The 24532-nt window shown below is 32.9% G+C and carries 26 protein-coding genes; 17 read left to right on the plus strand and 9 right to left on the minus strand.

Going from position 1 to position 24532, the window contains the following annotated elements; genetic code table 11:
* Positions 1-23: 23 nt before the first annotated feature.
* From ACFO3N_RS06360 to ACFO3N_RS06380, 5 genes are all read right to left on the minus strand, one after another.
* Positions 24-2774, minus strand: coding sequence for a BamA/OMP85 family outer membrane protein (locus tag ACFO3N_RS06360; protein WP_379796152.1), 2751 nt, complete (start codon positions 2772-2774; stop codon positions 24-26).
* On the minus strand, positions 2707-3447 hold the full coding sequence (locus ACFO3N_RS06365) for an isoprenyl transferase (protein ID WP_095927880.1): 741 nt from the start codon (positions 3445-3447) through the stop codon (positions 2707-2709). Before ACFO3N_RS06365 ends, ACFO3N_RS06360 begins: the two co-directional genes overlap by 68 nt.
* Positions 3448-3450: 3 nt before the next feature.
* Complete coding sequence (porG, locus tag ACFO3N_RS06370) at positions 3451-4143, minus strand: type IX secretion system protein PorG (RefSeq protein ID WP_379796155.1); 693 nt, start codon at positions 4141-4143, stop codon at positions 3451-3453.
* Between the two features lie 173 nt (positions 4144-4316).
* Positions 4317-5201 carry an NAD kinase gene (locus ACFO3N_RS06375; protein WP_379796157.1) on the minus strand — a complete coding sequence of 295 codons (885 nt, stop codon included), beginning with the start codon at positions 5199-5201 and terminating at the stop codon, positions 4317-4319.
* 100 nt (positions 5202-5301) lie between these two features.
* The gene (locus tag ACFO3N_RS06380) at positions 5302-5961 is read right to left on the minus strand and encodes a CBS domain-containing protein (protein ID WP_250834099.1); all 660 of its coding nucleotides are present in this window, start codon (positions 5959-5961) and stop codon (positions 5302-5304) included.
* Positions 5962-6076: 115 nt separating this feature from the next.
* Between ACFO3N_RS06380 and ACFO3N_RS06385 the strand changes: the two genes are divergently transcribed.
* The 3 genes from ACFO3N_RS06385 (at position 6077) to ACFO3N_RS06395 (ending at position 10017) form a co-directional block, all read left to right on the plus strand.
* A complete protein-coding gene (locus ACFO3N_RS06385) occupies positions 6077-6790 on the plus strand; it encodes a pyridoxine 5'-phosphate synthase (protein WP_250834098.1) in 714 nt (237 codons plus the stop codon).
* Positions 6791-6872: 82 nt separating this feature from the next.
* A complete protein-coding gene (locus ACFO3N_RS06390; RefSeq protein ID WP_379796160.1) occupies positions 6873-9146 on the plus strand; it encodes a TonB-dependent receptor in 2274 nt (757 codons plus the stop codon).
* Positions 9147-9150: 4 nt separating this feature from the next.
* On the plus strand, positions 9151-10017 hold the full coding sequence (locus ACFO3N_RS06395; protein WP_379796162.1) for a DUF4249 domain-containing protein: 867 nt from the start codon (positions 9151-9153) through the stop codon (positions 10015-10017).
* Between the two features lie 37 nt (positions 10018-10054).
* On the opposite strand, the gene ACFO3N_RS06400 is transcribed toward ACFO3N_RS06395, so the two are convergent.
* Positions 10055-11407, minus strand: a complete 1353-nt coding sequence (locus tag ACFO3N_RS06400) for a hypothetical protein (protein WP_379796164.1) — start codon at positions 11405-11407, stop codon at positions 10055-10057.
* A 213-nt stretch (positions 11408-11620) separates the two neighbouring features.
* Here ACFO3N_RS06400 and ACFO3N_RS06405 point away from each other — a divergent pair, with 213 nt between their 5' ends.
* The 7 genes from ACFO3N_RS06405 (at position 11621) to ACFO3N_RS06435 (ending at position 18504) form a co-directional block, all read left to right on the plus strand.
* Positions 11621-12385, plus strand: coding sequence for an alpha/beta fold hydrolase (locus ACFO3N_RS06405; protein ID WP_379796166.1), 765 nt, complete (start codon positions 11621-11623; stop codon positions 12383-12385).
* A gap of 140 nt (positions 12386-12525) precedes the next feature.
* Entirely contained in the window at positions 12526-13455 is a 930-nt protein-coding gene (locus ACFO3N_RS06410; protein ID WP_379796168.1) for a sterol desaturase family protein, read from the plus strand.
* Positions 13456-13544: 89 nt separating this feature from the next.
* Positions 13545-13889 carry a phage holin family protein gene (locus tag ACFO3N_RS06415; RefSeq protein ID WP_095927871.1) on the plus strand — a complete coding sequence of 115 codons (345 nt, stop codon included), beginning with the start codon at positions 13545-13547 and terminating at the stop codon, positions 13887-13889.
* 112 nt (positions 13890-14001) lie between these two features.
* Positions 14002-15324 carry a trigger factor gene (locus ACFO3N_RS06420; RefSeq protein ID WP_379796170.1) on the plus strand — a complete coding sequence of 441 codons (1323 nt, stop codon included), beginning with the start codon at positions 14002-14004 and terminating at the stop codon, positions 15322-15324.
* 320 nt (positions 15325-15644) lie between these two features.
* A complete protein-coding gene (gene clpP / locus ACFO3N_RS06425) occupies positions 15645-16319 on the plus strand; it encodes an ATP-dependent Clp endopeptidase proteolytic subunit ClpP (RefSeq protein WP_095927869.1) in 675 nt (224 codons plus the stop codon).
* Positions 16320-16483: 164 nt separating this feature from the next.
* Positions 16484-17716: an ATP-dependent Clp protease ATP-binding subunit ClpX gene (clpX, locus tag ACFO3N_RS06430; RefSeq protein ID WP_095927868.1), complete on the plus strand. Its 1233-nt coding sequence runs from the start codon at positions 16484-16486 to the stop codon at positions 17714-17716.
* A gap of 260 nt (positions 17717-17976) precedes the next feature.
* Positions 17977-18504 (plus strand): murein L,D-transpeptidase catalytic domain-containing protein, encoded by a 528-nt coding sequence (locus ACFO3N_RS06435; RefSeq protein WP_379796469.1) that lies wholly within the window; start codon positions 17977-17979, stop codon positions 18502-18504.
* 166 nt (positions 18505-18670) lie between these two features.
* Here ACFO3N_RS06435 and ACFO3N_RS06440 read toward each other — a convergent pair whose 3' ends face one another.
* Positions 18671-19636 carry a GlxA family transcriptional regulator gene (locus tag ACFO3N_RS06440; protein ID WP_379796173.1) on the minus strand — a complete coding sequence of 322 codons (966 nt, stop codon included), beginning with the start codon at positions 19634-19636 and terminating at the stop codon, positions 18671-18673.
* Positions 19637-19777: 141 nt separating this feature from the next.
* Between ACFO3N_RS06440 and ACFO3N_RS06445 the strand changes: the two genes are divergently transcribed.
* The 7 genes from ACFO3N_RS06445 (at position 19778) to serB (ending at position 23517) form a co-directional block, all read left to right on the plus strand.
* Positions 19778-20188 carry a VOC family protein gene (locus tag ACFO3N_RS06445; RefSeq protein ID WP_379796175.1) on the plus strand — a complete coding sequence of 137 codons (411 nt, stop codon included), beginning with the start codon at positions 19778-19780 and terminating at the stop codon, positions 20186-20188.
* 35 nt (positions 20189-20223) lie between these two features.
* Positions 20224-20628, plus strand: coding sequence for an SRPBCC family protein (locus ACFO3N_RS06450; protein ID WP_379796177.1), 405 nt, complete (start codon positions 20224-20226; stop codon positions 20626-20628).
* A 134-nt stretch (positions 20629-20762) separates the two neighbouring features.
* Positions 20763-20888: a hypothetical protein gene (locus ACFO3N_RS06455; RefSeq protein ID WP_379796179.1), complete on the plus strand. Its 126-nt coding sequence runs from the start codon at positions 20763-20765 to the stop codon at positions 20886-20888.
* Positions 20879-21172 (plus strand): VOC family protein, encoded by a 294-nt coding sequence (locus tag ACFO3N_RS06460; protein WP_379796181.1) that lies wholly within the window; start codon positions 20879-20881, stop codon positions 21170-21172. Before ACFO3N_RS06455 ends, ACFO3N_RS06460 begins: the two co-directional genes overlap by 10 nt.
* Position 21173: 1 nt before the next feature.
* The gene (locus ACFO3N_RS06465; RefSeq protein WP_379796183.1) at positions 21174-21614 is read left to right on the plus strand and encodes an SRPBCC family protein; all 441 of its coding nucleotides are present in this window, start codon (positions 21174-21176) and stop codon (positions 21612-21614) included.
* Between the two features lie 79 nt (positions 21615-21693).
* Positions 21694-22131, plus strand: coding sequence for a VOC family protein (locus tag ACFO3N_RS06470; RefSeq protein ID WP_379796186.1), 438 nt, complete (start codon positions 21694-21696; stop codon positions 22129-22131).
* A 156-nt stretch (positions 22132-22287) separates the two neighbouring features.
* Positions 22288-23517, plus strand: coding sequence for a phosphoserine phosphatase SerB (gene serB / locus ACFO3N_RS06475; protein ID WP_250834083.1), 1230 nt, complete (start codon positions 22288-22290; stop codon positions 23515-23517).
* 219 nt (positions 23518-23736) lie between these two features.
* Here serB and ACFO3N_RS06480 read toward each other — a convergent pair whose 3' ends face one another.
* Both ACFO3N_RS06480 and ACFO3N_RS06485 read right to left on the minus strand, forming a co-directional pair.
* Complete coding sequence (locus ACFO3N_RS06480) at positions 23737-24276, minus strand: STM3941 family protein (protein WP_379796188.1); 540 nt, start codon at positions 24274-24276, stop codon at positions 23737-23739.
* Complete coding sequence (locus tag ACFO3N_RS06485) at positions 24269-24511, minus strand: redox-active disulfide protein 2 (RefSeq protein ID WP_379796190.1); 243 nt, start codon at positions 24509-24511, stop codon at positions 24269-24271. The genes ACFO3N_RS06480 and ACFO3N_RS06485 overlap by 8 nt, the downstream gene beginning before the upstream one ends.
* Between the last annotated feature and the right edge of the window lie 21 nt (positions 24512-24532).

A 24532-nucleotide genomic window follows, 5' to 3' on the forward strand; every position in this document is an offset into this window, starting at 1 on the left:
ATTTTTAACCAAACGTATTATTTCTAAAATTGTTGTCCAATGATAAAGTGTGTTTCCCAACCATTAGCTTTTGTTTGTCCTGGAAGAGCGTCAAACCCATAACCAAAGTCAATACCCAATAATCCAAATGCAGGCATGAATACACGTAAACCAGCACCAGCAGAACGGTTTAAGTCGAATGGGTTGTAATCTTTGAACGTTGGGTATGATGAACCTGCTTCTAAGAACGTTAATGCAAAAATAGATGCCGACGCTTTTAATGTAATTGGGTAACGTAATTCCATAGAGAATTTGTTGTAAATCGTTGCCCCAATTGCATCACCATTTGCATTTACTGGAGTTAAAGAGTTGTTTGGATAACCTCTCAACTGAATAGTCTCTCTACCGTCCATTGAGTAGTTTGCCATACCATCACCTCCTAAGTAAAAACGCTCAAACGGAATTACACCTCTTTCTTGGTTATAAGCCCCTAAGAAACCAAATTCAGTAAGTGTTCTTAATACTAATTTTCCATAAACTTTAGTATACCAGTCTCCTTTAAATTTAATTTTATAGTATTCTAACCAGTTGTATTTTTTCTGATCTACTTTTGCCACATCTGTATCAGCACTTGCAAAATCAGATCCAACACTTACATATCCAGATGTTCCATTTATAGTTTCTGTTTTAACATAATCACCAGTGTTAAGTGGTTTTCCGTCTATACCGCTTCCTGATGTTCCTGTATATTGTGTTTTATATTCCTTTTCATTTTGTAAATTACCATAATCAACACCGTTAAATAATGAATATGGAGGTGTAACTTTAGCACTAATACTAAATTCAGAACCATAAGTAGGGAATATTGGGTTTACCCCTTTATTACTTCTTGAAAGCCCGATTGTATACGCTAAGTTTCTTGATGCACCATTACCAAAAGTAAATAAACCTGTGTTATAATTGTTCAAGTCATAGTGCTGATAACTTACAGATTGTGATAATACGAAGTAATCATCTGGCACCGTTAATCTTTTTGCTAACCCAACTTGGATTGTAAAAATATTAAAACTTTTGCTTCTATCAACAGTTCTAGTGATGTAATTGTTAAGAAATTGCTTACTGTATGAAATAGATGAACTAAACTGTACTGGTTTCTTTCCTCCAAACCATGGCTCTGAGAAAGATAAACTGTAGGTTTGGAAATAGGTACTTCCTTGTAAACGAAGCGCAACTTTTTGTCCGTCTCCCATTGGTAAAGGCTTATAAGCTTCTTTATCAAAGAGCTTTCGTGCCGAGAAGTTGTTAAACGAAAGTCCCAATGTACCAATGAAACCTCCACCACCATAACCTCCTTGAAGCTCGACCTGGCTAGATCCTTTTTCTACTACATTATACTCAATATCAACAGTTCCTGCTCCGGCATCTACGTTTTTAAACTTAGGATCAATTGCCTCAGGATCAAAGAAACCTAATTGTCCAATCTCACGAATGGTTCTAACTAATTGTTCTTTACTATATTTTTCACCTGGTTTTGTTCTTAACTCACGGTAAATAACGTGGTCGTTTGTTTTGTCGTTACCAACAACCGTAATTTTATTGAAATAAGCAATAGGACCTTCTGTAACTCTAATCTCAAAATCGATAGTGTCATTAACTGTTTTTACCTCTACAGCGTTGATGTTAGAGAATAAATAACCATTGTTTTGGTATAAATTCGTAATGTCTTCTGCGTCTGGTTTTGTCTTATCTGCAATTCTTTTTTCTAGTAAAACCCCGTTGTAAGTTTCTCCTTTTTTGATTCCTAAATAACGGCTTAGAAGCTGATCTGAATAAACAGTATTTCCTAAGAATTTGATATTTCCGAAGTAATATTTGTTTCCTTCTTCTACATTAATCTTAATTGCAAGGGTATTTTTTTGCTTGCTGTATTGAACAGAATCGTAGATAATACGAGCATCTCGATATCCCTTTTCTTTATAGGCAGCGATTACTTTTTCTAAGTCAGTTTTGTATTTCTCTGGAATGAATTTAGAAGCTTTAAATACACGAATGAAATTTTTCTGTTTCGTGTCTTTCATTGCGGCGCGCAATTGATTGTCAGTAAGCTGTTTATTGCCTATGAAATCAATACTGCTAATTTTAACTTTGTCTCCTTTATCTATTCTAACAAGCATATTAACTTGATGTCCGTTAATAGTGTCAGGAGTGTTTGTTATAGTAACTTTCGTATTATAAAAACCTTCTTTTTTGTACTTGTTTTCGATGTAATTTTTTGTCGTAGTAATTAAGTTTTCGTTGACAATTTTATTCTTTGTCAGGTTGTTATCTTTAATTAATCCTTCGATTTTGCTTTTCTTAACACCAACGATTTTAACTTCGTTTAATTTAGGAAGCTCCACAATATCTAAGTCTAAATAGATACTGTCGTTTTCTACTTTATTAACATAGAAAGCGATTTCGTCAAAAAGTCCTAGTTTGCCTAGTTTTTTAATTGCGCTACTGATTTCTTCTCCAGGCACAGTAATTTCTTGACCTTTTTGAAGTCCTGAAAAGGTTACAACAGTTTGCTCATTGAAGCTTATTTTACCAACAACAGAAACTTTAGCTAGAATATATTTTTTTCCTTGATCAAAAGGAACTCTTTCTTGTGCTTTGACTTGTGAAAAACTACCCAGTAATAAAAGGGCACAGATTATTTGTGGTATTCTTTTTTGTAACACTAAAAAATTATTTAATTTGTTCACTGGTTTTTCCAAATCTACGTTCTCTTTTTTGATAACTAATAATAGCCTCATATAAATCTTGGTCTTTAAAGTCTGGCCACAAGACATTAGTAAAATACAATTCTGCATAGGCAATCTGCCACAGTAAAAAATTACTTATTCTATGTTCTCCACTTGTTCGTATTAATAAATCTACGTCTGGTAAATTTTGCGTGTAAAGATGCTCATTTATAATTGAATCGTCAATAGTGTCTATTGAAATTATATTATTTTTAACTTTATCACTAATTGACTTTATGGCATTTACTAATTCTTCTCTAGAGCCGTAGCTTAAAGCGAGAGTAAGAGTTAAGCGAGTATTGTTTTTCGTTTTTTCCATAACATCCAAAAGTTCTTTTTGGGCTGTTTTGGGTAATTTGTCAAGATTTCCGATTGCGTTAAGACGAATATTGTTTTCTTGAAGCGTAACAAGCTCTTTCTTTAATGAATTGATCAATATTTTCATCAATGCCTGAACTTCTAATTTAGGACGATTCCAATTTTCTGTAGAAAAAGCGTATAAGGTTAGATATTCAATACCCAGCTTAGCTGAAGTTTTGATTATTTCTTTTACAGATTTTGTACCGTTTTCGTGGCCAAATGCGCGCAAAAAACCTTGCTGTTTTGCCCATCGTCCGTTACCGTCCATAATAATGGCCAGATGCTTAGGTAAGTTTGTGTGATCTATTGATTCTAGTAAATTCATTTTTTAGTATGCGCAATAGCATGGTTTCTTTCCAAAGGTATACGTTAATGTCATACCTGAAAAAATATACCAGTCATTATTATTTAAATTTCCAAATTTCATGATATTTGGACTGCTTGTATTAGGATTACTTCCGTCAATATTATCTGTAAAGGTATAGCGCGCACCAACTTCAGCGGCTAAAACAAAACGTGGTGATATATTTGATTTTATACCTAATATAATAGGTATAGCAACTGAGCTTTGATTTTTTAGCTCGTATACGGTGTTTGGGCTTGAAGTATATCGGTATAAATTATTGTAGAAAAAGTAATTTAAACCAGTAAATACATAAGGTGTCATTTTTGTATGATAATCGTGAAGATTAAAATCAAAAAAATTGAATTCTAAACCAGCAGAAAGTTCTTTTATATCATTGTCAAAACGATAGCCTCTCTGATTTCTTCCAGTTTCATCGGATTTATAATCATTTCCACTAATGTTTGATTGTGTGTAAGAGAATCGCCATGCATGTCTCGGACTTCTGTTCCATTTGTAAAGAACTCCAAAAGCTAGCTTTTCTGGGGCTATGTAAGTTGTTTTTCCAACATCACCTACAAAGTTGCTTCCGCCAAGAAAAACACCAAGCTCATTGATTTGAGCATTAAGTGTAATAAAGGGGAAAAAACATAACAATAAATTAAAAATTTTCTTCATTTAATTCAAAATTGCGTGCAAATATAATAATTATCAATACGAATCAAAGTTCCTTTGGTTAAATGTGCTTCTTTTTCAATTTACGATATGATTTCGAGCCATTTAATGATGATTCACTACATGCAGAACGAGAAAATGTGGTATTATCGTATAGTGAAGAATCAGAAAAGAGTTTAATTTCTTTTATCTTCTCCCCAGAGCAGTTTATTTCTTAAGGTCTTTAAGAAAGTCTCGCCTGGTATTTCAACCATTTTAATTTTGTAATCTGTTTTTTTAATCTTTAAAATAGACTCGTTTTTTACAGAAGAAATTCTCGAGTCTAAAGAAACCAAATATTGGTCTTCTCTTCCTGTTACTCGAAGTGTAATTTCGGTGTCGTCTGGAATAACAAGCGGTCTGGCAGTTAAATTGTGAGGGGCAATTGGCGTAATGACTAAACTTTTTACATCTGGAGTTAAAATGGGTCCGCCGCAGCTTAGAGAATATCCAGTAGAACCAGTTGGTGTAGAAATGATTAATCCGTCGGCCCAATAAGAGTTTAAATATTCGTTGTTCAAATAAGTCTCAACTGTAATCATCGAGGTTGTATCTTTTCTACTCACTGTAACTTCGTTCATAGCGAAATTAAGTTCTTTAAAGGCTTCATTAAAAGGTTCGCATGTAATTCCTAATAAAGTTCTTTCAGAAGTGGTGTAGTTTTGATCTATTACATATTGCAATAAACTCTCGATATTTTCTTTCTGAACTTTAGCAAGAAATCCTAAACGTCCAGCATTTATACCTAATAAAGGAACACCAGAATTACGAACAAAGGCAGCAGCTCTTAAAATCGTTCCGTCGCCTCCAATACTAATCAGCATTTCGAAACTATTGTCTAAAGCAGTACTTGGCGAAAAAGTTTTGTATTCTTTTTTTACAAGCTGTTTTTCATAAAGCATATTCAGGAAGTTTTCTTCAATTACCATTTCGACATTATTGGTATTGAAGAATGAGAAAATGTCTTTTATGATAGGTTCAGTGCTATTCTGATAGTATTGTCCGTAAATGGCTATTTTCATTCTTTGTAAATTAGATAATTTGTCAATGTGTCAATTAGATAATTTGGAAAAATGCGAAAATTATCTAATTAACTAATTCTCCCATTGGCACATTCATAATTTATATGTTGAGATATTTGTCTAAATAATCTGATCGCTCTTTTAAGCTGTTGATATAGTTGTCCTCTTGATGTTCTGAAATAATTTCGTATCCGTATCTTCTATACGTCTGGATAATTTCATTGATTGCTCCTAAACCTATTTTTACCGTAATCTGAACATTTTCGGTATCAGCTTCAGAAACAAAACAGCCTAAAATCTTACCATTATTGCTTTCTACAATTTGGGTTACTTCGCTCATAGAATAATCCAAAAGGCCTTTCTGAACAATAATAATGGCACCAGGCTCTTTTAAAAACGGAGTTTCCTGAAAAAACTTCATGATATCTTCCATTTCATAGTAGCCTATGTAAGTATTGTTTTCGTCAAGAATAGGGAGAATATTGGTATGATTTTTTGCAAAAACTTCTAGAACATCTAACCAAATCATAGATTTTCTCGCAAAAAAACGTTCCAAAGTATATTTGTAATCAATTGCTTTTTTATCAATGTCAAATGTTTCAACATCGTCAGAAGAGATGCTTCCGATGAAAATACCATCTTCTAAAATCGGAAAATGAGAAAAATTTACATCGATAAAAAAGTCCTGAATCGAAGCAATCGTTTCCTGACTGTCAATCGCTCTGAAATCGTTTGTGATATAGTTTGTAATTTCTGTCATAAATCAATTGAGGATATTTGATGCAAAATAATCAAAAAATACCAAAAACCGCTCTGTTTTACTTTGTATTTTTGTCGTAACAAATATAAGATTACTAGAATTAATATCTATTTATATGACAAAATTAAGTGTAAATATCAATAAAATAGCAACGCTTCGAAATGCTCGAGGCGGAAATGTTCCTGATTTATTAAAAGTAGCTGCAGATATTCAGCGATTTGGCGGGCAAGGAATTACCATTCATCCGCGTCCAGATGAGCGTCATATTCGTTATCAGGATGCGCGCGATTTAAAAGCAGTAGTTACTACAGAATATAATATTGAAGGAAATCCACAGCATAATTTTATTGATTTGGTTTTAGAGTGCAAACCAGATCAGGTTACCTTAGTTCCAGATGCAATTGGAGCAATAACATCATCTGCAGGCTGGGATACCATCAAAAATCAAGAATATTTGACAGAGGTTATTGGCGAGTTTCAAAGAAACGGAATTAGAACTTCGATTTTTGTTGATCCAATTCTAGAAATGATTGAAGGTGCTAAAAAAACAGGGACAGATAGAATAGAATTATACACCGAATCTTTTGCGCATCAATATAGTTTAGGAAACGAAAAAGGAATTGATCCTTACACTAAAGCAGCAGTATTGGCAAACGAATTAGGTTTAGGAATCAATGCGGGACATGATTTAAGTTTAGACAATATCAAATTTTTCAAAGAAAATATTCCAGGTTTATTAGAAGTTTCTATAGGCCACGCTTTAATTTCAGAGGCACTTTATCTTGGATTGGATAATACCGTAAATATGTATCTGAATAAATTGAAATAATATTAAATTTAAAAACAATTATAACCTGATATAATTGGGTTATAATTGTTTATTTTCGCACTTTTCTTATTAAAATTAAGTGTTGAAAATAATTGCCCTCTTCTTCTGTTTTATCTCTTTTTCTGGTGTATTTGCACAATCAAAGGCAACTATTTCAGGTAATGTAAAATCTTCCGACAATGAAAATTTAGTTGGTGCAACTTTACTTTTTGCATCAAACGATTCTCAAGTTTTTTTCACAGCCGATTCTTTTGGTAATTTTTCGGTAACAATTCCGTCAGGACAAGTAAAAATTAAGATTGATCATTCAGGATATATTCCAGCAAATATTCGATTTGAAGTAAAGAAAGACACCTTTTTTTCAATTGTTTTAGAAAAAGATATTGCGCATTTAAAAGAAGTTGTGATTTCCAACAATAAAAAAAATGCAATAACCAATCTCTCTAACGGAAAACTATCTTTTAATGTAAAAGAATTAGCTGCTGTTCCAAACATTTTGGGAACAACAGATATATTGAAAATTCTGCAGTTAACTCCAGGTGTTCAAAATTCAGGCGATGCAAATGGTTATTTTTATGTAAGGGGAGGAGATCCTGGGCATAATGCAATATTGTACAATGGAACTCCGATTTATGGAATGTCTCATTTGTTAGGTATTTTTCCTTTTTATAATGCAGACCATATAAAAGATGTAGAGTTTGATAAATCAAGTTCGAATGCAAAATACGGCGGAAGATTAAGCTCGACAACGTTATTAAATTCAAATAAAAAACTGCCATCAGAAGTTGGAATTCAAGGAAACGTTGGGATTTTAGCTTCGCAATTAAGTATTGCGGTCCCGCTTAGCAATAAAACAGGGTTTTATATTTCTGGAAGAAAAACTTATATAGATGAAATTGTGGGGCCGATTATGAAATCTGGCTCAAAAAGCAATGATGTTAAGGATATGAAATATGGTTTTTCGGATGGGAATTTTACATTTTTGTCTCAAATTTCTAAGAACAATTTATTTGTTTTAGATGCTTTTGTGAGCGGAGATGAATTGAAAGTTAAAGATGAAAATCTTGCACTCCGGACTAGTTTGAAATGGAGTAATTTTACAGTATCTCCATCACTTATCACGGCAATTTCGCCTAAAATAAGTATGTCAAATGCGGTTTACTTTAGTCAATATTCTAATGATTTAAATATGGAGCAGGCAACAATTCAGTTTAATGTCTCGTCTTATGTAAAAGACTTTGGATTTACTAATTCAGTTCGATATTCATTTAAAAATATTCCTTTTGAATCTGGATTTCAATATGCTTACCATAATTTACAGCCACAGAAAGTAAATGTGGAAAACTTCACAACAATAAACAACAATTCACAAGATATTATAAATGCCAGTGAAGCAGCAATTTTTACTTCTATAAAGCCTAAAATAGCAGAGAACCTGACTGCAGATTTAGGAATTCGCATTAATTATTATGCATCAGGAGCAGATTCTTATTTGCATTTTCAGCCTCGTGCGATGTTGAATTATGTTCCAAATGAAAAATATTCGTTTTATGCATCCTATAATAAGCAGTATCAATATTTAAGTTTAATTACCACATCGAGTGTTGGAATTCCTACCGATTTTTGGATTGCAAGTTCTGATGGTATTGAACCGCAATCTTCTCATGAATTTTCTGTTGGTTCCAATCAAAATATAACAAGAAACTGGACTTCTTCTTTAGGAGGATTTTATCGTTCGATGAAAAATTTATTAGAGTATCCTTATGGAATTACCCAGTTTAATGAAATCACAACATTCAAAAATGATTTGTATGTGGGTAAAGGAAAAGCGTACGGACTTGAAATGATGCTCAAAAAAAGCAATGGAAAGTTTAGCGGATGGCTGAGTTATACTTTAAGCTGGTCTGACAGAAATTTCGATGAACTTAATAATGGCAAAACGTATTTTGCTAAATATGACAGACGCCATAATCTTTCTCTTGTCGGAATGTACGATTTGAATTCAAAATGGAATTTTGGCATTACTCAGTTATTTAGCTCTGGAAATAGGTTTACCATGCCAACTTCATGGTATTTTATTAATAATAATCCAGTTAAAGAATATTCTGGGTATAATAATGCACAAATGCCAAATTATATCAGAACAGATATTGCGGCTAATTATTATTTTATAAAAACAGCAAAAAAAGAAAGCGCTTTGAATTTTTCAATTTATAACACTTTTAATATTTCCAATCCAATTTATGTCGTTTTAGATGTTGAAGTAAACGAAAACAAAGATAAAGTAGTAGTAACCCAGAAAGAAAAGGTGCTGTATCGAATACTGCCTTCTGTTAGCTGGAGATTTAAATTTTAAGCATATGAAAAAGTATCTATTCTTTATTTTAGGTTTAATTTTAATAGGCTGTTCTAATGATGATTTTAAAACAGAAAAAAGCCTAGAATCTAAAATAGTGGTGGAAGGCTGGATTGAAGAAGGCGATTTTGCCAATGTGTTATTGTCAAGCAGTATTCCCGTAACAGATGTTATTGACTCAACAAATGTTTTAAATCATGTTATCAGATCTGCAAAAATTACTATTTCTGACGGTGTAACATCTGAAGTTTTGAGGGTTAAAAATGATAAAAATAGAGTGCCCCCGTTTGTTTATTTCGGTTCAACATTAAAAGGAGAAGCGGGTAAAGAGTATTCGTTAAAAATTGAATATTTAAATCGTGTGATAAGTGCGGTAACAACTATTCCTAAAAGCGTTGGTTTAAAGAGTGCAGAATATATAAAAAGAAATCCGGCTGATACCACGGGATATGTTTTTGTAAAATTTGATGATCCTTCTGATCAGAAAAATTATTATCAGATTGCAACTAAAATAGAAGGGGAAGAGCCTATTTTTGTCCCTTCATTTTATGGAAACTTAGATGATAAAAATTTTGAAACTTCATCTGTTTCTGTACAGATAAATCGAGGTGTAATATTGTTTCCTAAAACTAAATTTACACCATATTTTGCCGATGGAGATCTAATTCATGTGAAATTAAGAACTCAGACGAAAGAATCTCTAGATTTTTGGAATAGTTGGCAAAATGAAATTGTAAACAGTCAGAATCCAATTTATCCGGCCAATATAAGTTTAAAATCAAATGTTAAGGGAGGAATAGGAATTTGGTCAGGATACGGACAAAGTACTATAACTGTCAGGACTCCACCTAAAAAAGAAAAGCCGATTTGAGTGATCAAATCGGCTTTATAGTTGTATTTAAAGTTTATTATTGTTTGTTAAAAGCAGTAATAAAATCTTCAAATTTAGTTTGTAATTTTTCAAATCCAGTAGAGAAGTAAGCGCTCATTTCAACTTCAGTGTTGTCATTGAATTTTAAGTAATATGCTTCGTAAAGATATGGTCGTGTAAAAGACTCTCCAGTGCTATTCCAATTATCCCAATACTTAAACTCTGCATCCCAAATTGGCAAGTTAAAAGTGTATTCACCATCTTTCTCTGAATGTTGAACAATATCAGCAATTTTAGTTCCGTCTTTTTTAGAAACTAAAATAAGTTTCATGTTTTTGTTAGCATTAGCTGCATTTCCTTCAGAGATTTTTTTCTCATAAGCATTCAAAGCAGTATAATAAGCTTTGTAATCACTTTTAGGGTCATCATATTTTGGCTCTTTTGGACGTGCAATATTATCTAAAGCAGCTTTATCAGCAGCTTCAGCAGCTAAATCCATATCTGCAATAATTACAAAATTATCCATCAAAGTAAATAAGCCATTAGCTTTTCCTCTGTATTGAATTAACTCGTCATTATCAATTAATTTGTCAACTTCAGCAGAGCTTCCAGCGCTAAATGAAATTAAATTTTTCCCATTGTAAGTAAGTGTAGCTTTTGAAGTATTAGCAGCAGCTTTTGTACCGCTCATTTCCCAAACATAACCATCGTTTAAGCTCATTTTGTATGAGAATTCAGTTGGTACTTCTTTTCCGTTAGTATATTTAGCTGCTTGAGTAAATACTGCAGCTTCTTTACTGTCGATCGTTAAAGTTGCATCCGAAGTATTAGGAAGGAAGAACCAATCGTTTACTTCTACATATCCATTTTCTGTCCAGTTATAAGTATCATTGTATTTTACTTTTATGTCAGAAGAAGTGCTTTTTGAAGAAAAAACGGCATTGTTTGTAGTTAGAGATTCTTTAGCAGGGAAAACAAATTTTAATTCTGTTGTTGAAGCAGTTTTAATCCATTTTTTTCCAGCATTATCCCAAGTGTAAACACCGTAAACACCTGATACATTTAAAATATCTTCAACTTCATTGTCATTTTTTCCGTTAAAAATATCAACATTGCTAATATCTAGTAAACGGTTTAAGTTTTCTACTGCTTCAATAGCACTAGAGCTTTTTGATTTGTCTAATTGAACAAGCATTTCATTAGCTTCAACTTCTAATTTAGCTTTTTGCTCAGTTGGAGTAAGTTTTGAGTAAGGTTGTTTTACTAAATTAGCAATTTGCTCTTCTAGAGTTAGATCTTTAGTTGGATCGGTTGTTGGGCTGTCGTCACTAGAGCAAGAAACCATAAGTTGAGAAGCAACCAATGATAACAAAATGAATTTTTTAATCATGATTTGGTGTTTAAATTAGTTTGTTAAATCAAGACTTTGATGCTTGATTTTGGTGCGAAAGTAGCGTTTTTAAAATGTATAACCTTACGGAAAACCGTAAAATTCAAAATATATATTTGTATTAAATATCTTGCAATATGTTGCAACTGTGTTTTTGAATATTTTTTGCTAATAACTTTTCTACCTTTGTAAAAGATATTAATACTAATACAAATGTTATACTCAAAAATAGAAGGCGAAGGAAAACCATTTGTCATCATGCACGGATTTCTAGGAATGTCTGATAACTGGAAAACTCTTGCTGGGCAATATGTAGAAGCGGGATTTCAGGTTCATATTTTAGATTTAAGGAACCACGGGCGCAGCTTTCATTCAAGCGAATGGAGTTATGAAGCAATGGTTCAAGATGTTTATGAATACTGTAAGGAAAATAATCTAACACGAATTGATATTCTTGGACATTCTATGGGAGGAAAAGTAGCAATGCTTTTTGCAACAACGCACCCAGAGATTGTAGATAAATTAATTGTGGCAGATATTGGCCCGAGATTCTACAAACAGCACCATCAAGAAATTTTGGCAGGATTAAATGCGGTTGATTTTTCGGTAAAACCAAGCCGAAATGATGTTGAGGAAATTGTTTCTCAATACGTTCCAGATTTTGGAACACGTCAGTTTTTGCTGAAAAATTTATACTGGAAAGAACCTGGGCAATTAGCTTTTAGATTTAATCTTGAAGCGTTTAATAATAATCTGGATGCCATTGGAAAGCCTTTGGCAGACGATTTAGTTTTTAATAACCCGACATTATTTATTCGTGGCGGAAACTCTGGATACATTCAAGATGAAGATTTGGACGGAATTCGTAAGCATTTTCCAAATTTAAAATTAGAAACAATTCCTAATGCTGGGCATTGGCTTCATGCTGAAAATCCGAAAATGTTTTTTGAATTGACAACAGAGTTTCTGAAAGAGTAATTCTAAATGAGTATTGATTTTTAGTGGCGTATTTTATTAATGCCATATTTTTAATCAGACAAAATAAAAAATAAGAATTAACTTACAAATAAACATTAAAATCCATAAATTTGCTTTTTGGATTTTAATGTTTATTATTTATGAATTTCAATTTTTATAATTTATTTGACGAAAGCGGTCTAGGTCTGATTTATTTGTATTCCTCTCCATTTTTTGCACTTTTGATTCTTATCGAAATGCTCTTTAGTCATTTTGGTAAAAAAAATCTATATACTAAAAATGACGTTTTTGTAAATGTCACATTTGCAGTGCTTAATTTTGCATTAGATTTCATAATGAAATCATTTGCCTTTGGGGTTATGTTTTTCTTTTTTCAACATCGCATTTTTTCTTGGAATATAGAAAGCTGGTATTATTGGGTCGCTGTTTTTTTATTGCAAGATTTTGCTTATTATGTTTTGCATCTTGTAGATCATAAGTCACGTTTTTTCTGGTCAGTACATATTACGCACCACAGCTCAGAATACTATAATATTTCTACTGGGTTCAGATCTTCTGTCTTCGAGCCACTTTATCGCTACCTATATTTTTCTCCCTTAGCTTTTTTAGGTTTCAATCCTTGGCATATTATGGCCGCTTATGCATTATTTCAGGTTTATGGAACCTTGGTGCATACACAAAGTATAAAAACTATGGGTATTTTAGAATGGATTTTAGTGACTCCATCACATCATAGAGTACATCATGCTAGAAATATCAAGTATTTGGACAAAAATATGGGAATGGCATTAATAATTTGGGATAGAATGTTTGGAACTTTTCAGAAAGAAGAACCAGAAATACCTGTAAAATTTGGAATCTATCCAAAACCAAAAAGCGACGGTGCTTTTGACCTTTTATTTTACGAATGGAAAAAAATGTGGCAAGATGTTAAGCAACCTAACATTGGCTGGCAAAACCGATTGAAATATATATTTTATGCTCCTGGATGGAGACCAAACGGACAAGGAAAAACAGTAAAAGATTATCAAAGAGAATATGAATTGAAGCAAAATAATATATCTATGTAGCTTGAAGTTTTTATTCAGAAACCATTTCTGAATAATATACGGTTAGATAAAAAATCATTACTTTTATTAAAAATTTAAAAGAAAAAGTTATGAAATTATTACTTAGACTTCTTGTTACAGCTGCCTTAGTTTTATTATTGTCTAATATTTTAACTGGAGTCCATGTTGCTAGTTTTGGTACGGCCGTAATTGTTGCAGTAGTTTTAGGATTGCTAAATATCTTCATTAAACCAATTCTAGTATTGCTAACTCTGCCGGTAACGTTTGTTACACTTGGTTTATTTTTATTGGTTATAAATGCTTTGATTATTTTGCTTTGTACAAAAATTGTTGGCGGTTTTGTAGTCGATACGTTTTGGACGGCATTAATATTTAGCATTATTTTGTCTATCCTTCAATCTCTTACTTATAAAATATTGGGAGACGATAAATAAAACAATTGAGTAGATTAAAACTGCTTCAAATACAATAGATTAAAAACTTGGTTGGGTTGCAAAAATTTTATAATTTTGCAACCCAATTTTATTATGTAAATTAAAGAAGAAGATGGATATTAAAAGAGTAGCAATAGACGCTGTAAACGAGACAATCGTTATGAACGTTGTTCATATGGATTATAAAGGTCAAGTAGCAAAAAGAATTAACGAAAAAATGCCTTTAGCGCAAGTAAAAGGATTTAGAAAAGGGGCTGTGCCTAAAGATCTTGTTGAAAAACAATACGGAAAAGCTATTAAGCAAGAAGAGATCAAAAAAGTAGTTGATTTGGCTTTAGAGCGTTATATTCAATCTGAAAGATTAAATCTTTTAGGAACTCCTCTTGCTAAAGTAAACGAAAACTTTAACTGGGATGCTGAAGAGTTAACTTTCGAATACGAAATTGGTTTAGTGCCAAACTTCGAAATTGATCTTGAAGCTAAAAATAATATCGTAAAATATATCGTTACTGCTGACGATAAATTAATCGACGGACAAGTGGAGCGTATCCAAAAACAATTTGGAAAAGCAGTTCCTCAAGAAGTTTCTGACGCTAAATCTGATTTAACTGGAACTTTCTCAAACGAAGCAAACGGAATCAATAATACGACTACAATTTCTGTTGATACATTCAGCAAAAAAGCTCAAAAACAATTCACAGGTAAAAAAGTTGGAGATGTTGTTACAGTAAGCACAAAAGGTTTATTTGAAGACGATCACCAATTAATGGATTACTTAAAAGTAGGTCACGAAGGTGTTCACGGTTTAGATGTTGAAGTAAACTTTACTATTGAGGCAATCAACGGTTCTGAGCCAGCTGAATTAAACCAAGAATTATTTGATAAACTTTTTGGTGAAGGAAAAGTAGCTTCTTTAGAAGACTTAAAAGCTAAAATTAAAGAAGATGCTGAAGCACAATTTGCTCAGCAAGCAGACCAAAAATTATTATTAGACGTTCAGGATTTCTTGATCGAAAATACAAAATTCGATTTGCCAGCTGAATTCCTTAAAAAATGGTTGCAAACTGTTGGAGAGAAAAAACTTTCTGCAGAAGAAGCAGAAGTTGAATACGCAAGATCTGAAAAAGGTTTACGTTTCCAATTAATTGAAGGAAAAGCATTGGCTCAAAGTAATATCCAAATTACATTTGATGACTTGAAAGAGTTTACATCAAATGCAATCAGACAGCAAATGGCTCAATTTGGTCAAACAAACCCAACTGACGAAGAAGTTCAAGGAATCGTGGCTAGAGTTTTATCTAACCAAGACGAAGTAAAAAGACTTTCTGAGCAAGTTGTAGCAGCTAAAATGTTAGATATCTTCAAAGAAAAAGCTAACCCAACTACTAAAGAGGTTACTTACGAAGAATTTATTGCTGCATCTTACGGAGAATAAATTTAAGTCTTAAAGTCTAAAGTTGTAAAGTCTAAAGTTAAGAAGTATACTTTTTAAAAATTAAGATTTTATTACAGAAACTGAAAGATAAAAATAATTATATTTGAACGTCAATGGAATTTTTTATTCTGTTGACGTTCTTTTTTGTTTCAAGTTTCAGGTTTCAGGTTTCACGTTTTCTTCAGTTAACTTGAAACCTTAAACTTGAAACAAAAGAAACGTTTCAGACAAATTGGCATCTCTTATAAAAAGGTATGAACTTTGTTTAATTCGTTTAAGTCACATGCTGACTTTAGACTTTTCAACTTTAAACTAAAAATATGAACTACGGTAAAGAATTCAAAAAATTTGCTACAAAGCACCAAGGAGTAAACGCAATGTATTACGATAAAATCGTAGCTGCGATGACACCAACAAACATGACTCCATATATTATCGAAGAGCGTCAGCTGAATATTTCTCAATTAGACGTTTTTTCAAGATTAATGATGGACAGAATTATCTTTTTAGGAACTGGTATTGACGATCAGATTGCTAATATCGTTCAGGCTCAGTTGTTATTTTTAGAGAGCGCTGATGCTTCAAAAGATATTCAAATTTACTTAAACTCTCCAGGAGGAAGTGTTTATGCAGGTTTAGGAATTTATGATACTATGCAGTACATCAAACCAGATGTAGCGACAATCTGTACCGGAATGGCAGCTTCTATGGGAGCAGTTTTATTATGTGCAGGAGCTGCTGGAAAACGTTCTGCATTACCTCACTCAAGAGTAATGATTCACCAACCATCTGGAGGAGCACAAGGTGTTGCAACAGATATGGAAATCAACTTACGTGAGATGTTGAAATTGAAAGATGAATTATACAACATCATCTCTCAACATTCTGGACAAACTTTTGATAAAGTGCACAAAGACAGTGAGCGTGATTACTGGATGAAAGCAGATGAAGCAAAAGAGTATGGAATGATTGACGAAGTATTAAGAAGAAGCTAAGAATTAGTTTCAGGTCTCATGTTTCAACTTGCTTCGGCAAATCTGAAATCTGAAACTTTAAACTTTAAACAAAAATATTAAGCTGTAAAGAGCTAAGTTTTTAAGTTTTAGGTCAAAAAGCTTAGAAACTTAGTATCTTTGCAGCTTAGTAACTTAAATATAGAATGGCAAAAGTAGTATTAGAATGTTCGTTTTGTGGAAGAAAGAAGCCAGAAACTAATTTATTAATTGCAGGTATCAATGCACATATTTGTGATAAGTGTATTGAACAGGCTCACGGAATTGTTTTAGAAGAATTAAAATCTAGTGGAAGCGCGAAACTAGTTGGGGACTTAATTTTAAAGAAACCGAAAGAAATTAGAGCTTTTCTAGATCAATATGTTATTGGTCAAGACCAGACGAAAAAAGTGATGTCAGTTGCGGTTTACAATCACTACAAACGTTTAATGCAACAGCAATTAGACGATGAAGTAGAGATCGAAAAAAGTAACATCATCATGGTTGGTCAGACAGGAACTGGAAAAACATTAGTGGCAAAAACTATTGCTAAAATGTTAGATGTTCCGTTAGCAATTGTTGATGCAACTGTATTGACAGAGGCGGGTTATGTTGGAGAAGACGTTGAAAGTATTTTGACACGTTTACTTCAAGCTGCAGATTATGATGTGGCTAAAGCAGAAAGAGGAATCGTATTTATTGATGAGATTGATAAAATTGCTCGTAAGAGCGATAATCCATCAATTACTCGTGATGTTTCTGGAGAAGGTGTTCAGCAAGCTTTATTGAAATTATTAGAAGGAACAGTTGTAAACGTACCGCCAAAAGGTGGACGTAAACATCCAGACCAGAAATTTGTTGAGGTAAATACTCAAAATATCTTATTTATTGCTGGTGGTGCTTTTGATGGGGTAGAACGTATTATTTCAAAACGTTTAAACCGTCAGGCAGTTGGGTACTCAACTTCTAAAAATGCTGACAATATAGATAAAGACAATTTGTTGCAATATATTATCCCAAAAGACATTAAAGACTTTGGTTTGATTCCTGAGATTATTGGACGTTTACCAGTTTTAACGCACATGGATCCTTTGGATAAAGCAACGCTTCGTGCAATTTTGACACAGCCTAAAAATGCGTTGATCAAACAATATCAGAAGTTATTCTTAATGGATGATGTTGAGTTTACAATTACAGATGAAGCTTTAGATTTTATTGTAGATAAAGCTTTAGAGTACAAATTAGGTGCGCGTGGATTACGTTCTTTATGTGAAGCTATCTTAACAGATGCCATGTACGAACTGCCAACATCTGATGATATTAGTCTGACAATCGACAAAGAATATGCAGAACATACGTTAAGTAAAAACTTATTGAAACGTATGGAGATTGCTTCGTAAATTTTAAAATCAACTTTTTCAAAGATTTAGACTTTGGTAAAGTTCAATTTATAGAACCTGCTCATTTATTTGAGCAGGTTTTTTTATATACTTTTTTAATTCTATTTTCGTTTGTGCTTTTGTGTAAATATTTGATATGAAAAGAATGCTTTTTATAATTTGTCTGGTATTTGTTTTTTCTTGTAATAAAGAAAGCAAAAGAATAACTATTTCTGAAAATAAGCATAAAAACGAAGCGGTTTCATTAGAAAAATCCTCGTATTGAAGTTAATTACAGTAATTATTATAAAGAAGCAGCATACTATTGTGAAGTCAATAATTTAAATCAAGATAAATTTATTTTGATTGACCTCGGATTGCATTCTGGTTATAAAAGATTTTTTGTTTACGATTTTAAAAAGAAGGAAGTCTCAAAATCGTATATGGTAAGCCATGGTTGTGGAGATAATCAATGGGGAGGAACTTCTTCTAAAAATAACGCAAGGATGAGCAATGAATTTGATTCACATTGTTCTTCACTTGGAAAATATGTTGTTTTAGATCGTGGTGTAAGTCAGTGGGGAATAAAGGTAAATTATGTTTTGCAGGGAAAAGACAAAACAAATTCAAATGCCAGAAGTCGCGCTATAGTTCTGCATTCTTGGGATGCAATTTCAGATAATGAAGTTTATCCCCAAGGAACACCAGAAGGCTGGGGCTGTCCTGCAGTTTCAAACGAAAGCATGAAAGAAATTGACGAACTTTTGAAAACGAATAAAAAAGTTTTAATGTGGGTTGTTAAGTCCTGATTTTGGGTTCTTCTGAAAAACTAAAGCTGCTCAATAGCCCTGATCGAAACGACATCTCCCGATTTAGAAAAACAAGGCTTTTTAGCCGTAGTTTTTGTTTATCGGGAATACAGTGTAGAGCAGGACAAAACGTTCTGATGAAAATGAATTGATCTGCTTCTAAAAATTACTGCACTCTAAATTTTTCTCGGTATTCAATTGGTTTCATACCGACCATTTTATAAAATACTTTTCTAAAAGCTTTTGGGTCGTTATAGCCGGTTTTTTCGATAATTTCTGAAATCGAAAGTTGGGTTTGTTCTAAGTATTTCTTCGAACTTTCTACTCTGATATTCTGTAAATATTCAATCGGAGGAATTCCTGTCACTTGTTTGAAACGACGAGTCATGTTTCGGGCACTTGTTGGGATATCTTTTGTGATTTCTTCCAGTTTTTCGATAGAATGATACTGATTTTCAATTTTTTGCTGTAAAAGTGCAACTAAGGAATCATTGTGTAAATGATTGGGTCTGAAGGTGCTGAAATAACTTTGTTTGTATCGATTCAAATCGATTGAAAATATTTTAGCAATTTTAACAGCCATTTCGTTACCGCAGAATTTCTGAACCAAGAGAATCAATAAATGAAAGGTTGAGGTAGATCCGCCGCTGGTGTATAAACTTCCGTCTGCAGTCAAAGTTTCTTCAGGTTTTAATTTTACCATCGGAAAAGCTTTGGTAAAGGCACTGCAAGCGTCAACATGTGTTGTGGCCAATTTTTCGTTCAATAAACCAGAAGCAGCAAACAAAAAAGCTCCAGTGCAAAAACTGGCTAATTCGGCTCCATTTTGATGTTGTTTTTGTAACCACGGAATAAAATTTCTATTCTTTTTAATCATTTCACTCATATTGTCAGTCGTAAAAGCGGGAATCAAAATGAGGTCTAAAATAATATCAGAAGTTTCAATTTCGTTAGAAGTATAACCAAATATCTTTCCTTGATCCGATTGTTCTTTAGATTGAAAAATCATGATTTCGAATGGTTTTTCGATTCCCGAACTTAATTTATTGGTTGTTTCGAATACTTCTAAAATAGCCGCAATACTTAATAATTTATAGTCGTGAGGCACGATTAATCCTAATTTCTTGCTCATGATTTTGATTGTTTTGAAAATTTCACATCCAGGCAAAAATAAGCATTTTGTCTTAAATGCCCCTAAAAATGACTTTTATTGGCATTTTTAAGTAATCTTAAAAAATTAAATTTGTTTTAATTAATTCGTAATTTTATCAATATGAAAACAAAAATCTTCTTAAATCTTGCTGTAAAAGATTTGAACAAGGCAGTGTCTTTTTACAACGGACTTGGTTTTTCAACCAATCCGAAATTCACAAACGAAAAAGGAGCTTGCATAGTTATTGACGAAAATATATTTGTAATGATATTGGTAGAAGAGTTTTATAAAACCTTTACTAATAAGCAGATTTGTGATTCTGCTACAACAAGCGAAGTTCTTATTTCGATTTCTCTTGATTCTCGTAAACAAGTAGATGAAATGCTTGAAAAAGCTGTTAAAGCTGGAGGAACAGATTATATTGAAGCAAAAGATTACGGATGGATGTATCAAAGAACTTTTCTAGATGTAGACGGACATCACTGGGAAGTTTTCTTTATGGATGAAAGTCAGATTCCAGCTAACATGTAATAATCAATTAACAAATCACAAAAAAAACGATAAAAATGATAACAATAAAAAACACTGTCAACGCATCTCTTGATAAAGTTTGGAATTTTTGGAATACTCCAGAACACATTACAAAATGGAGTTTTGCATCTCCCGATTGGCACACACCTTATGCTGAAGCGGATTTGAGAGAAGGAGGCAAGTTCAAATCGACTATGGCAGCCAAAGACGGAAGCATGAGTTTTGATTTTGGAGGAGAATTTACTTTGGTTAAACCAAACGAAGCACTTTCGTATGTTCTGGGAGACGGAAGAAAAGTTGAAATTACTTTTACAGAAACTCCAGACGGTGTAGAAATCGTTGAAAGTTTTGATCCAGAAACACAAAATCCAGAAGAAATGCAGCGTGCAGGCTGGCAGGCAATTCTGGATAATTTTAAAAGTTACGTTGAGGCTAATTAGTTTTTAGGTTTAAAGGCTCAAAGTAACAAAGGTTCAAAGTAACAAAGGTTCAAAGATTACAAACTTAAATAGCTTATATCACTTATATGGTTTAAAAAAAATAAACATCTAACCCAACAAAAAAAAAACAAAAAATGACAAAACAAATATGGTTGAATCTTCCTGTAAAGGATGTGGCAAAAGCGAAAGATTTTTTCTGGAAAATAGGTTTTTCGTTAATGAACAGCATGACACGCCAAGTTCGACGTGCATGGTGGTAGGTGAAGGACATTTTGTAGTAATGCTTTTTGAAGAAATGCTTTTTTCAAGCTTTTCGCAAAATAGTATTACAGATACGAAATTAAGCTCAGAAGTGTTGATTTCGATTGATGCAGAAAGCAGGGAAGAAGTAGATGAACTAGCAGAGAAAGTCAAAGAAGCTGGCGGAAACGTTTTTGCTCCTCCTGCCGAAAGTCAGGGTTGGATGTACGGCTGTGGTTTTGCCGATTTGGATGGTCATCGTTGGAATGTTTTATTTATGGATTTTAGCAAATTACCAGGTTAAGATGGAAAAATTAGTGTTTAATATCGATATAAAGGCTCCAAAAGAAAAGATTTGGAAAGTCTTATGGGACGATGAAACGTACAGAAAATGGACAAGCGTTTTTGCCGAAGGAAGTTACGCTGAGTCAACTTGGAACGAAGGGGACAAAATTTATTTTTTAGGTCCTGGAGGAGCAGATGGAATGAATAGTCTGATTGAGACCAAAATTCCGAATGAATATATGGCTTTTAAGCATCTTGGCGAAATCAAGGATCATAAAGAAGTACCACCAAATGCAGAAACAGAAAAATGGAGCGGTGCAATGGAAACTTACAGACTGACTCAAAAAGGAGATGTTGTAGATCTTCATATTGAGGTAGATGTAATTGAAAAACATATTGATTACTTCAAAGATGCGTTTCCGAAAGCGGTGGAATTAATTAAAGAATTGTCTGAGAAGTAAAAGTTAGAAGAAAGAGAATAGAATAAAGAATAAAGAGGAGAGATGGAAGGTAGATAATTAACAATTAAAAAGAAATATCATGGCAACAGCAGTCAATCCATATTTAATGTTTAACGGAACATGTGAAGAGGCATTTCTGTTTTATAAATCAGTTTTTGGTGGAGATTTTCCGTACATCGGAAAATATAAAGATGCACCAGCAGAAGAAGGAGAAGTGCTTTCTGAGGAAGCTCTAAATAGAATTATGCATGTTTCTCTTCCAATTGGAAATACTATTTTAATGGGAAGCGACAGTCATCCGAGATACGGAGATGTAGGTTTTGGAGATAATTTTTCGATTTCCATTAATGCAGAAAGTAGAGAAGATGCCGATAAAATTTTTAACGGACTTTCGGCTGGAGGAAAAGTAGAAATGCAGATGAACGACACTTTTTGGGGATCTTATTTTGGAATGTTTAAAGATAAATTCGGCATCAATTGGATGGTGAGTTTTGATAAAAATGAAGGAATGAAATAACATAAAAGTTACGTTATTTTAATAATAAAAGATAATTGTTAAATTACTCGAAAAAGCACATTTATATGTGCTTTTTCTTTTCAAAAAAACAAGGATTATTCTTTTTTATCAACGAGAGATTGCCGATTTTTGTCGCTTCATAATCAAGAAAGAAAAATGGCAGCAGAAGATAAAGAAATAATTTTATTAAAAGTTTCAGGACACGATAAAATTGGGGTTACAGCAGGTTTAACGGCTGTTTTGGCAGCATATGATGCTAATATATTAGATATTGGCCAAGCCGATATTCATGATACGCTTTCTTTAGGAATTTTGTTCGAAATTGCTGCAGGTTCTTCTTCGGCTCCCGTTTTAAAAGATCTTTTGTTTAAAGCATACGAATTGGAAATCAAAGTGAAATTCATTCCGATTTCTATCGAAGATTACGAAACTTGGGTAAAATCACAATCAAAACAACGTTATATCATTAATATTTTGGGTGAGAAACTTGCGGCTTCGCAATTGTCTGCAGTAACTCAAATATTGTCAGATCAAAATTTAAATATCGATTCTATTATCCGATTAACAGGGAGAACTTCAATTGTAGAAAAAGAAGAATATCCGCGTTCTTGTATTCAATTGTCTGTAACGGGCGAAATTGTAAACAAGATCATCATGACGGCGAGTTTTATGGAGATCTCTAGAACGCTAAACGTTGATATTTCATTTCAAGAAGATAATATTTATAGAAGAAACCGTCGTTTGGTTTGTTTCGATATGGATTCGACTTTAATTCAAACCGAAGTAATCGATGAGCTTGCAGAATTGAATGGCGTTGGAGATCAAGTTCGAGCGATTACAGAATCGGCTATGAATGGCGAAATTGATTTCAACGAAAGTTTTAAAAAGCGTATGGCTCTTCTTGAGGGGTTAAGCGAAGAAGTTCTACAAAACGTTGCTGTTAATTTGCCAATTACACAAGGGGCACATCGTTTAATGAAAGCCTTAAAATACTACGGCTACAAAACCGCAATTCTATCTGGAGGATTTACTTATTTTGGAGAATATCTTCAAAAAGAGCTAGGAATAGATTATGTTCACGCCAATCAATTGGAAATAAAAGACGGTAAACTGACCGGTAAATATTTAGGCGATATCGTAGACGGCCAGAAAAAAGCCGAATATCTAAAAGCAATTGCCGAAAAAGAAGGAATTCACATCAATCAGACCATCGCAGTTGGAGACGGAGCAAACGATTTACCAATGCTAAACTTAGCAGGTTTAGGAATTGCTTTTCACGCCAAACCAAAAGTAAAAGAAAGTGCCTCAACTTCAATCTCAAGTTTAGGTCTTGATGGTGTTTTATACTTATTAGGATATCACGATAGATATATTGATATGATGTAAAGTCTAGTTTGTCATTTCGACCGAAGGGAGAAATCACACTAGCAATTCCACAATCAAAATAAAAAAACAAAACCTCAGTTCTTCATAAAAGAGCTGAGGTTTTTTATATGGGCATGTCCCGCCAGAAAAAGGCGGGTCGGGCTATCCGTTCCAATCTTTTATGCCGAACCCCGGCATAAAAGGATTTCCACTTCTATCCCTCATGCGGGTTTAGTGGAATTAACGTGATTTGTATTTGTTCCATTCCTCATGCAGTAATTTCTCAAGATCATCAAAATTATAATTTAAACTATTAGAAGTAATAGAAAGAGGAGTTCCATACATTCTTAAGTTAGTTTTCATCAATAATCCTTTTAAATGAGAGCTTTTTTCAATAAACTCTTTTGGATTTGAAACATCAATTAATAAAAATTTAGTAGACATTACTTGTTGAATTCTTATCCCTTCGATTTTTGACCAAGCAATTAATCCAACACTGCCATAATGGGAATTGTCAGTAATTCCAATATCACTAATTATTAAGCCTGGTCTTGTGTCAAAGATTTTGAAAAAAATATAAATTAAACATATTCCAAAGAAAGATAATGAGGCAAAACCAGCAATTTTTATAAATTCAATATTTCTACATACATGCGAAATATACTGTTCTGGGTTTATAACAAATTGAATTCCTAATGCCACGAAGATTGCGGCGCCTATAAAAGCTAAAGCCATTTTTCTTTTGCTTAATCCAATTCTAGTTTCACTTATTTTATTCACGAGATTCTAATTCCTTTTTTATCTCTTTTAAATTCTTAATATTCAAAAAAAGAATAGGCAACAAAGCAATCGGAATAATATTCATGGCGCTAAAACCTTTCATGAAAACAATGAATAGATTAAGAACGAAAAGCATAAAAAGCACAACACAGAATATAGTATTCACAGTTTTTAATGTCTTCTGATTTTTAATCAGTTCTTCAGTAGTCATATCGCTGAATTTGGTATCCTTCATTTTGTATAATTTTTATTTAAG

This window comes from Flavobacterium chungangensis (assembly GCF_042654045.1).
Lineage (GTDB): Bacteria > Bacteroidota > Bacteroidia > Flavobacteriales > Flavobacteriaceae > Flavobacterium > Flavobacterium chungangensis.